The 9,697-nt window shown below is 40.8% G+C and carries 14 protein-coding genes and 2 tRNA genes; 2 read left to right on the top strand and 14 right to left on the bottom strand.

Annotated elements, in window-relative coordinates; translation table 11 throughout:
• Nucleotides 1-182 precede the first annotated feature (182 nt).
• Nucleotides 183-1,616, bottom strand: a complete 1,434-nt coding sequence (gene guaB, locus HZC31_08545; GenBank protein ID MBI5003405.1) for an IMP dehydrogenase — start codon at nucleotides 1,614-1,616, stop codon at nucleotides 183-185.
• Nucleotides 1,617-1,755: 139 nt separating this feature from the next.
• On the opposite strand from guaB, the gene HZC31_08540 reads away from it, so the two are divergent.
• On the top strand, nucleotides 1,756-2,613 hold the full coding sequence (locus tag HZC31_08540; GenBank protein ID MBI5003404.1) for a hypothetical protein: 858 nt from the start codon (nucleotides 1,756-1,758) through the stop codon (nucleotides 2,611-2,613).
• A gap of 9 nt (nucleotides 2,614-2,622) precedes the next feature.
• Here the strand turns inward: HZC31_08540 and HZC31_08535 are convergent, their stop codons facing one another.
• Both HZC31_08535 and HZC31_08530 read right to left on the bottom strand, forming a co-directional pair.
• Nucleotides 2,623-3,126, bottom strand: coding sequence for a metal-dependent hydrolase (locus HZC31_08535; protein MBI5003403.1), 504 nt, complete (start codon nucleotides 3,124-3,126; stop codon nucleotides 2,623-2,625).
• 97 nt (nucleotides 3,127-3,223) lie between these two features.
• The gene (locus HZC31_08530; GenBank protein MBI5003402.1) at nucleotides 3,224-3,544 is read right to left on the bottom strand and encodes a hypothetical protein; all 321 of its coding nucleotides are present in this window, start codon (nucleotides 3,542-3,544) and stop codon (nucleotides 3,224-3,226) included.
• A 134-nt stretch (nucleotides 3,545-3,678) separates the two neighbouring features.
• Between HZC31_08530 and HZC31_08525 the strand changes: the two genes are divergently transcribed.
• A complete protein-coding gene (locus HZC31_08525; protein MBI5003401.1) occupies nucleotides 3,679-4,719 on the top strand; it encodes a hypothetical protein in 1,041 nt (346 codons plus the stop codon).
• A gap of 20 nt (nucleotides 4,720-4,739) precedes the next feature.
• Here HZC31_08525 and HZC31_08520 read toward each other — a convergent pair whose 3' ends face one another.
• The 11 genes from HZC31_08520 to HZC31_08470 all read right to left on the bottom strand — a co-directional run bounded on the left by HZC31_08520 (nucleotide 4,740) and on the right by HZC31_08470 (nucleotide 9,457).
• Complete coding sequence (locus HZC31_08520; GenBank protein ID MBI5003400.1) at nucleotides 4,740-4,937, bottom strand: DNA-directed RNA polymerase subunit N; 198 nt, start codon at nucleotides 4,935-4,937, stop codon at nucleotides 4,740-4,742.
• Nucleotides 4,938-4,944: 7 nt separating this feature from the next.
• Nucleotides 4,945-5,349 carry a 30S ribosomal protein S9 gene (locus tag HZC31_08515; protein ID MBI5003399.1) on the bottom strand — a complete coding sequence of 135 codons (405 nt, stop codon included), beginning with the start codon at nucleotides 5,347-5,349 and terminating at the stop codon, nucleotides 4,945-4,947.
• A 2-nt stretch (nucleotides 5,350-5,351) separates the two neighbouring features.
• Nucleotides 5,352-5,783 carry a 50S ribosomal protein L13 gene (locus HZC31_08510; protein MBI5003398.1) on the bottom strand — a complete coding sequence of 144 codons (432 nt, stop codon included), beginning with the start codon at nucleotides 5,781-5,783 and terminating at the stop codon, nucleotides 5,352-5,354.
• A gap of 6 nt (nucleotides 5,784-5,789) precedes the next feature.
• Nucleotides 5,790-6,149 carry a 50S ribosomal protein L18e gene (locus tag HZC31_08505; GenBank protein MBI5003397.1) on the bottom strand — a complete coding sequence of 120 codons (360 nt, stop codon included), beginning with the start codon at nucleotides 6,147-6,149 and terminating at the stop codon, nucleotides 5,790-5,792.
• 22 nt (nucleotides 6,150-6,171) lie between these two features.
• A tRNA-Leu gene (locus HZC31_08500) sits at nucleotides 6,172-6,257 on the bottom strand.
• Nucleotides 6,258-6,279: 22 nt separating this feature from the next.
• The gene (locus HZC31_08495; protein ID MBI5003396.1) at nucleotides 6,280-7,062 is read right to left on the bottom strand and encodes a DNA-directed RNA polymerase subunit D; all 783 of its coding nucleotides are present in this window, start codon (nucleotides 7,060-7,062) and stop codon (nucleotides 6,280-6,282) included.
• A gap of 5 nt (nucleotides 7,063-7,067) precedes the next feature.
• Nucleotides 7,068-7,472: a 30S ribosomal protein S11 gene (locus HZC31_08490; GenBank protein ID MBI5003395.1), complete on the bottom strand. Its 405-nt coding sequence runs from the start codon at nucleotides 7,470-7,472 to the stop codon at nucleotides 7,068-7,070.
• Between the two features lie 54 nt (nucleotides 7,473-7,526).
• A complete protein-coding gene (locus HZC31_08485) occupies nucleotides 7,527-8,054 on the bottom strand; it encodes a 30S ribosomal protein S4 (GenBank protein MBI5003394.1) in 528 nt (175 codons plus the stop codon).
• A 16-nt stretch (nucleotides 8,055-8,070) separates the two neighbouring features.
• Nucleotides 8,071-8,568, bottom strand: a complete 498-nt coding sequence (locus HZC31_08480; GenBank protein ID MBI5003393.1) for a 30S ribosomal protein S13 — start codon at nucleotides 8,566-8,568, stop codon at nucleotides 8,071-8,073.
• Between the two features lie 143 nt (nucleotides 8,569-8,711).
• Complete coding sequence (locus tag HZC31_08475) at nucleotides 8,712-9,293, bottom strand: hypothetical protein (GenBank protein ID MBI5003392.1); 582 nt, start codon at nucleotides 9,291-9,293, stop codon at nucleotides 8,712-8,714.
• A gap of 75 nt (nucleotides 9,294-9,368) precedes the next feature.
• Nucleotides 9,369-9,457 (bottom strand) — tRNA-His (locus HZC31_08470).
• Nucleotides 9,458-9,697 lie beyond the last annotated feature (240 nt).

Genomic DNA, 9,697 nt, shown 5'->3' with positions numbered 1-9,697 from the left:
TTTTCCTAACTTATTTTTTCTATAACCTTTTTTAGCAATATCACTGGATTTACAGTTCAAACATTGAATGTCCATAAAAATCACCAAAACAACCTAAGAATTAACTAATATATATAGATGACGCTAAATAGACAATGTCCTATTTTTCTAAGAAGTAAAATCTTGTGAGATAATAAAACCGCTCACTTCTCCTCAATATCATGCGGTTTGCTCTCGCGCATTCCAGCAGAAGTGATTCGAACAAAAGAAGCGTTTTGTTGCATTTCAGAAATTGTCGCTGCGCCACAATAACTCACGCCAGAGCGTAGACCATTTACTAACTCAGAGATAACTTCTGTCACGCTTCCTTTATACGCGACATAACCCGCGACACCTTCAGGATTATACTCTAATTTATCTTTGATAATCTTTCCAGTTTCTCGTTCGCGTCGAGCGTGATTTGCTTCTGCGCTTGCGCTGCCGCGATATTCTTTATAGCGTCGTCCATGACGCAAAACAATGTTGCCAGGACTTTCGTCAGTGCCTGCGAAAATGCTCCCGCACATTACTGTTGCGGCGCCAGCAGCGAGTGCTTTTGCGATGTCACCGCTGTTTTTAATGCCGCCATCTGCTATAATTGGAATGCCATAATGCCGTGCGACAGAAACAGCGTCAAGAACAGCAGTGAGTTGAGGAACTCCAGAGCCGGCGACAACGCGAGTGATGCAGCCAGCGCCAGGACCAACACCAACTTTGATTGCGTCAGCGCCTGCTTTGATGAGTGCTTCGCAGCCAGCGGCTGTTGCGACATTGCCTGCGATAAGCTGCACAGCAGGGTAGCGTTCTTTGATGCCACGAACAGTATTCAATGCAAGATCACTATGCCCATGAGCAATATCCACAACAATGACATCAGTGCCTTCGCGCAATAATGCGTCCACGCGCTGCAAGTAACCTTCTTTGACGCCGACAGCTGCGCCGACAAGCAAGCGACCTTTTGCGTCTCTGCTCGCCTCTTTGTATCTATATGTGTCAAGAATATCTTTTGCGGTGATTAAGCCACGAACAAACCCATCAGCGTCAAGAAGGGGAAGTTTCTCAATTTTGTGTTTGTGCATAATTTCTTTTGCTTCGCTTCTTCTCATGCCCACAGGCGCAGTGATTGCTTTTTCTTTTGGCGTCATCACTTCTTTAATCAATCTGGAAAAATTGTTTTCAAAAAGAATGTCGCGTTGTGTTAAGATGCCAGAAAATTTTCGCTCATAGTTCACCACAAGCAATCCTTTGATGCCTGCTGATTCCATGAGTTGCAGCGCTTCTTCGACTGTTTTGTTTTCATCAATAGTCAGCGGCTCATCAATGACATAACTTGTACTTCGTTTCACACGTCGTATTTCTTTGCATTGTTCTTCCAGGGTCATGAATTGATGAATAATGCCAATGCCGCCGTGTCGTGCCATGGCGATGGCCATTTTAGATTCTGTTACTGTATCCATGTTTGCGGCAACAAGCGGAACATTGAGTTGGATGGATTTCGTGAGTTGCGTCATAAGAGAAGTTTCTTTTCTGCTGCTCACATGCGAATGTTTTGGCACAAGAAGAACATCGTCATAACTTAATCCAAGGGGAATATCCATCACTGTCACCTCTGTAAACATAATGTTGGAAAGAATAAGTCACTCTTTCCGAAACAGAAGGAGTTTGAGAGTTTATATTGTTTTTGAAAATGAAAGAAGCGCATAAATTTTATAAGGCGTATTCTGTTTCTTTCAATTGATGACGTTATACAGTGCCGTTGACAAAGCAGTAATAACAGTATGGCCAAGAGTGCAGTATTATAGAGATCTTGGTGTTCTTGTCGTGCAAGATAGAAACAAAGTATTAGAGCAAGAACGTCTGACACGAGAAGCGCAAGAGTATCTTAACGCAAAAAATAAAGAAGCGGCGTTTCGCGCGTATTGGACAGTTCCAGCGCAGTTTTCTCTTATTCAAGTTGATGTTTTTGGCGGAAATGCGGAAACACAGGCAGCAAGAGCGGCTGTTGAGAATATTGGGCGTGTGTTTCAGTGGGTAAAAGCAGCGGATGACGTTGTTGATGAGCAAGGGAGTTCACGAGTAGGAAACTTAAAAAATATTTATGCTCTTTTACAGAGGGGAAGAAAACCAGCATCAGGTGCTGAAGCATACATTTTAGAAGAATACAATCGATTTGATAATGCTGTACAGTGCAGACTTGATAGAGTGTATCAAGAAGAGTTACGGCAGTGCAACGCAATAAATGATAAAGAAAGATATCATGCGAGAGGGGAAGTAGGAAGAACACTTGGGTTGTTAGAAGGGAATATTCTGCAAGAGCATGTTGAAGGGTTGCCTGATTCCATCACAAAATTTCTTGAGTTAACAGGAGGAGGTGGCGCGTATTTTGATGATCTAAAAGACTTTTATTTGGACAGAAAAAGTGGATATGGGTATGAAACAAATATGCGGGGGAAATTATTTTTAGGATTTGTAAGCGATTTAGCAGGAGCAATGCGTGTGCTTACGCCCAAACAAGCGACAAGAGAATGCGCGTTCTTAGCGCTTGGTGGTTTATATCAAGTGCGAGAAGTTATTGGTGTGCAGGAAAGAACATAGATCTCTATTCTAAACAAAAAACACAGCCACCAATCCCACAACACAAACCACGTCAAACACAATTTCAAATGGCGCGATCTTCACTGTATAGCCACATAAACAAACCAAGATTGGTTTTCTTTTTCCCAAATAATCTTTATCTGTTCTATTGTCCAATAATCGCCCATCTGCAGTGATGTGATCGAGGAGCATATGGCTATAATAGCCGATTGCAACAGCAAGTGTCCAATACGGAAAATAGGCAAAGGCAATAATAAGAAAAATAGTTGTGACAAGTATTCCTAATTTGTGATGCAAAAACGTCCGATCATCAATGTGTTTTTTGAAAGCGTCGTCAGCTGTTGCAAGAATACTGAGTTGTCCAGTCTTGAAGAAATGATGAAGAGGATGATCAAGATCAATCAAAACACCAACAAGCACAGCAACAAGAACAAAATCATACCCAATGTAGCCGAGTTTTTCAAGGATCAAACCAATCAATAATGGAAATAGAAAATGTGATTGTGGATACATAAAGAAAAATAAGGAGAAGGATGTATTTAATTTTATCTCTTAAAAGTTTGGTTTTCTGTGGCCTGTCTTCAATTGATACATAATTCTCTGAGTTACTTCACATATTCTCAGTAAAATAAGTTACTGCTGTTCCAGCAATAAAAGCAGTACTAATATATGCTGTAAGGTGAGAGAAATTATAAGAAGGTTGTACTGGCATTTTTCTTTTCCAATATTTTTCTGCTTCTAAAAGAATGACGCATAATGTTGTGGTTGTAAGGAGAGGGACAACTGCTTGTGCATCAGCTCCATATTCCCTTACTGCTGCTGCGCTTCCACAGTACACTGCACCAAGAAGAGCACCCTCTATGACAGAGGCGGTCATATGAGATAGATAAAATGCGTTAACAAGTCCCACTAATGTATTTTTTTGTGCCATTCAAAGAGAAAGAGAAGAAAAGGAAGTTTTAAATCTTCCCAAATTTCTAGCACTGTCGCAGGAAAAACAAAAGAGAATAAACAAGAAGAAATTCTCTAACCAACATTTATAAAACAAAAGTCTTTTCTTCATATATGGCAAAACAATGGGTTGAATGGGTATTTCTTCTCACCGCTATTATCACATTTGGACTAATTCTTTTTTTTCTCTTCTCAACAGAAAATACACTTGAAGAGAAAGCAGGGGATAGAGGAGAAATCATAACACCTGCGTACAATACAATTGCAATAACAACAGAAAACAAAACAGAGAAAAAAGAGAGTGCAAAGCAAGCAGAGAACGCACTCTTTGAGGAAGCAGAGCAAGCACTCTTCGAAATAAAACAGCAAAAACAAGAGCATCTTTCAGTGCAAGAGAGCGAAGAACTAGAAAATGAAATCAACAGATGGATCAATGAACTTCAACAATATAATAATTATGATGCACAAAATCTCTTGCAGCAATTCGAAGCATTGCAAGAAGAGAGTTCACGAGGTGAAGAAACTATAGAAAACGAATCAGAAGAACAAATAAATGAGGAACAAGTACAAGAATATTCAGAAGAAGAAATTATAGAAATTATCGAAGAAATTGCAGAGCAATATGATGTTCCATCGTGGTTCCTGAAAGCAATAGTGAGAAGAGAGTCAAGTTTCAACAATACTGATGTGAGCTATGATGATGGAATCGAAGGAGATGAAAATTGGAATGAAGCTCGTCCTGAGTGTTCGTTTACCACAGACAATTATCCCCATGGGTTAGGGCTCACAAAATTGACAGGTTGGATGTATCAAGGATCACCATATCCATTCTGCTTAGATTCACCAGATAACTCCAATGAAGAGTACTATTATGCAATGCGCATGCAAGATTATGGTAGTTGGATTGATATGGGAGAAGTCACTGCTTTAACAGAGCCATTTGATCCAGAGCAAAACCTAGAACGTTTCCTGACAGGCTACGCAGTTCCAGCATATAACTTATTTACATTGCAATATCCAGAAGAGTCAGAAGAAGAACGATGGCGCCGAGTTGCGTTTCACTGGAATAATGGATTGTATACAGAGTACGATCCAGAGAATACGGATTACTTAGCATTGTATGATCTGTATGTTGAAGAATATCAGAACGTATAAATGATAGAAAAAATAAGAAATCAAAACTTCTTAAAGTGTCCTGCGACTTCTAAGAGATCAACATGACCCATGAGTGTCTGTCTGCAGCAGTATCGTTTCAATCCAAGAGAATCAAGAACTTTCTTTCGCTCTTCTCCTTTTTCAGTTCTTTTTGTATATTCTTCCCAGAGGTGTGCAATTGGTTTTCCACAACTGTAACATCGAATTTGAATTATCATCTTGGCCTCATCTGTACGATTTCTGAACCTTAGATCGTGCTTGTCCGTGACTGTTTGGTTTCGCGCTTTCTTTATGTCGGATATCTGCGACAAGCAATAATCGGTCATATTCTAAAAAGGTATTTTTCAAAGCTGCACTGTTGCTAAACGCAACGAGTCCTCGTGCGATTGCGAGGCGTGCTGCATCAACTTGACTTGTTGGCCCGCCTCCTGCGACAGTAACAGTAATATCCAATCCTTCTCCAAGCTTTTCAGCGAGAAGCAATGGTTCTTGTAAGCGTAAACGTAACATAGCAGGCATAATTGCAGAAATTGGCTTGTTATTGACAAGGATGTTTCCTTTTCCAGCGTGCACTGTTGCGCGCGCGATAGCGCGTTTTCGTTTTCCGGATGTTTGTATGATTTTACTCATGATTATTCACCATCTACTCTTTTTGCACCAAGGTGCTTGGAAATTTCCGCGACAGAGACATATTTCAAGTTTGGTACGTTGGAAATACGTGCATTCTCAAGTGTTTCTAGTTTTTGATTTTTAAAATCAGCAGGAACGCCAATGTAACACATGATTCGGTGATATGCGCTTTTACCTTTTTCTTGTTTGTGCGGAAGCATACCACGAATAATTCGTCGAACAAGTCGGTCAGGTTGTCTGTGATAAAATGGACCAGTTGCCCAGGTTCCCTGCGCTCGTTTTCTTCGGAATTCGGAAAGAACGTGTGTAGGGGTTCCTGTGATATATGCTTTTTCACAATTGACAATAGCAATCTCATTGCCGAGCAATGCTTGCTTTGCAGCGAATGTTGCGAATCTGCCAACGATTAAATCTTTTGCATCGATAATTATCATGTTTTTCTACCCGAGTATTCGTACTTCTTTTCCTTTTGGATTTTTTTCCATCAATTCAACAATGGATAATGCTTTTCCTTTTGCGCTTTCAATTTTGTGTTTTGCTTCTTTGGAAAATCGGAATGCTGCTACTTGGACAGGTCGTGCTAAATCTCCTGTTGCAAGGACTTTTCCTGGAACAAGAACTACTTCTTTGTCTGTAGCGTAAAGATTAATGCGTGAGATATTCACGATTGGTCTTTTTGCAGTGCTTCCTGCGAGTGTTGCTGCAACTGTTTTCCAAAGCGCGATACCTTCTTTTGCAGAAGTATGTCGCAGCTTTTCAATCAGCTGTTGCAATTCTGGATGTATTTTCTTTTGGTTCATGGTATTTCACTTGTGATTGGAATGAGGAGGACGTGATTCGAACACGCGCACCCACTAAGGGACTAGCCCCTCAAGCTAGCGCATTTGACCAGGCTCTGCCACCTCCTCATTTGGAGAGCAAACCTGTTTTTTATTTGAGGTCTTTTAAGGAAGCATCGAATGCGTCAAGTTGTTCATCAAACAATTCAATTGCTTTCTGAACAATAGTTTTTGCATCAAGTTGTCCCCATGATTCAACATGGAAAATGATGTTTTTGTCATTGTATTCTACTTTAATGACATCATCGCAAACACCATCAACAGCGTCGACGAGGTTATTGTCGAGGATTGCTGCTTTGTCAATCTTTCCGCTCTTGTCAAATATTTGTGGCGGATACAGGTGTTTGACTTTTTCCAATTGATCACTTTTTGGATTGATCGTGAGTGTAGGTTCATAACTGTACCAAACAAGTCCAGGACTCCATTTAGTATGCGTTCTTCCTTTACCAAGGATTGCGACTGCCTGCAACTCAAGTTCTTGCCCTTTGAGCAAGATGCAAATTGGCATGTCCGGATATGCAGGAACTACTTTTGGATCCTTTGCTTTTAATGAAGACGCATACACAGTGCATGGTCCCTTTGCTTTGAGTGTTAATGTTGTTTCACACGCAGCAGCGCCATCATCTTCTGGTCCTTTTTTCATTCGATATGATTTAAGGTCAGTGGTGAGGGGGATTAAACCGAGTCTGTGCGCGACAGTTTCATCGTACATAGGCGAACTGTTTTTGAAAAGTTCTACATCTTCGATAGCCATTGTAGGAACTTCTCCTACCATCAGGCGACGCAATGTATTTGCATACGCTGGCGTCGTTCCTCTGATCATGAAAGACAAATACATTTTATCTTTTGCTTTTTCTAAGATGCGAATTTCCATGGTATTTAGACACGTCGTCCGCGTTTACCGCCTTTCTTTCTGCATCCATCGTGTGGAATAGGAGTAACATCTTGGATAATACCGATGCGCAGACCCATACGGGAGAGTGCACGGACAGCAGCTTGCGCTCCTGGTCCAGGATTGTGTGGTCCATTATGTCCACCTGGTGCTTTGATTTTGACGTGAATGCCAGTAATTCCTTTTTCAAATGCAGTCTCAGCTGCTTTTTTCGCGGCGCTCATTGCGGCAGTAGGAGAACTCTCCATACGATGCGCTTTAACAACTTGTCCACCGCTAGTTCGTGCGATAGATTCAGAGCCAGTGATGTCAGTAATATGAATGATGGTGTTGTTGTATGAAGAGTAAATGTGGCAAATTCCCCAACGCATTGGTCCGCGTCGTCTGTCCATTTGTGGTGATTCTTCAACAGTTGGTTGTTCTGGATTCATGTTTTTTCACGTTCTTTATTTTTTTTGCGTAAGTTTGATGCGTTCCGCGTGATCTTCGCGCGCAAAGCTGGACGAAGAAGCATAAGTAATAACGCCTTCTTCTTCAAGCGAGACAAGGTAGCTAGGGGAGCTGATTTTTTTCTCTCCAACTGCGATGTGTTTGTGCGTTATCATTTGTCGTGCTTGTTTGACATTGCTTGCGAGTCCTTTTTTGACAACAATAGTTTGTAATCGTCTGTTCATGATATCGTTGAGTGTTAATCCAAGGATCTGATCGATAGTTGCGTCAGCGCCGACAAAGCCGTATCGCTGTAATTTTTTGATAAGGTTTTCTTTTTCCTTCATTGCTTGTCCTGTTGTTGCGACAATGAGTGTTTTCGCTTGAGAGGTAAAGCTTCTGAGCATAGCGCCCATTTTCCAAATTTCTCTCTTGTTCTTCACACCATATTGTTTGACAATAGCTTTTTCTGATTCAATACGTGCCTTTTGCCATGGATGGCTCGGCGGCGTAAATTTTTTTCTGATTTTTTTTGGATCTCCCATTAGTGTTCACGTAGTCTTATTTTTTCTTTTCTGCAGGTGCTGCTGCTTTTGCTTGCGCTGTCTTCATGACGCCAACAGTTTTTCCTTTGTTCTTTCTGAAGTTGGATCGTGTGCGTTGTCCGCGAACAGGTAATCCTGCTGCGTGACGCATGCCTTTATAGCATCGGATCTTCTTCATAAGTCGAACATCATTGTCTTGGACGAATTTGATTGTTGGACCGATGATGTGCATGTCATCGCCTGTTTCCAAATCTTTTTGTCTGTTAAACATCCAGGTTGGAACATTAAATTTAGTAGGATTAGTAATAACGGATTCAAGTGCGCTTACTTCTTTGTCAGAAAGTGCTCCTGCTTTTTTCATTGGGCTTACTTCTGCGAGTGTGCATGCCATGTTTGCGTAAGCAAAGCCAACGCCGCGAATGTTAAGGAGTGCGTATCCAATAGGCTTAGAGCCTGTTAAGTCTGTGTTCGCGATTCGAACAAGATATTTGAGTTGTTGTTTTTCGTCTGCCATTGTTAATCACGTATCCAAAGTCCTTAGAATTCATCTACTGTTAAACAATTGAAACAATCATTTAACCCTAAATGCGCTCTTTCGAACTCGGGTTAACAATCCAGAAACAGGAGGTTATTTATAAAGGTTTTTATTGAGCTTGTTTAGGGTTCTCTATTTCTAGCGTCTATGTAAGAAATTCTTGTTTCTAAATTAATTCTAAAGGTGACTTGAACACAAGGATTATTTCCTCCAGCAAAAAATCTATTTTTATCAGGGTCAAGCCAATAAGTACGTGGATCAATACCCCAGAAAAAGCCCGCTCCTTCAATAGTTGTTCCATCAAGGCGAGATCGATATTTTCTCCCTGTTGCTTCAACCACAACACGATCATAAACATCAGAAGGGTGTCTTCTCAAATAAGATGCGAGAGTAACAAAAGGGTTTGGGGGAATTTCAGTAGTTGAACCATAAAGACAATGCTCTGCTAATGCTTTATCAGCCATGGGGTTACGTAATGTTTCATCCTTTACTCTTTCAACATGGTCTTCCCATGTTTGGTGTAAGAGAGAAGTGTCAGTACTCAGGCGGGTTTCTAGGGGGAGACTGTTTAAGTGCCCAAGCATCATACTGTATGGAACTTCTCCTAACAGCCATCGTTCAAAATCTGCTTTGAGCACTTCTCTTGCTTGAGAAGGAATTGCAAGGCTTACATGCCAATCATGTATTTGTTCATACAGGGTCATGTAAGGAAGTAAAGAGCTGAGATTTATAAAATATGATTCATGTTTAAAAAATTTAATTTAGAGAATTAAAAAATAGAGGACAGGGGGGAATCGAACCCCCGCCACGGGATATCTGTTGCGCAAAGCATCCACAGTCCCATATTCTACCATTAAACTACTGCCCTCGATAGGAGTATCTATAAGTTGTTATAGCTATTTTATAAATATTGTCTTGTGGTTTTTGTTTCAGATTCGCGTCGTTATTTGTTGATATTTTGTTCATTTGGACTGACCCCCTAAAAAAGGACACATAGTTAAGTTACTATTTTCTACCAAAGTATGGAGGTCTGAAAATGGGGTCACGCAGAGCATTTACCAGAGATTTTAAACGTAAAGTTGTAGATGAACTTGACTTTCGACCAGTA

The organism is Candidatus Woesearchaeota archaeon, assembly GCA_016214075.1.
Taxonomy (GTDB): domain Archaea; phylum Nanobdellota; class Nanobdellia; order Woesearchaeales; family DSVV01; genus JACRPI01.
Note: the sequence above shows the minus strand (reverse complement) of the source record. Positions and strands in the feature narration are given on the sequence as shown.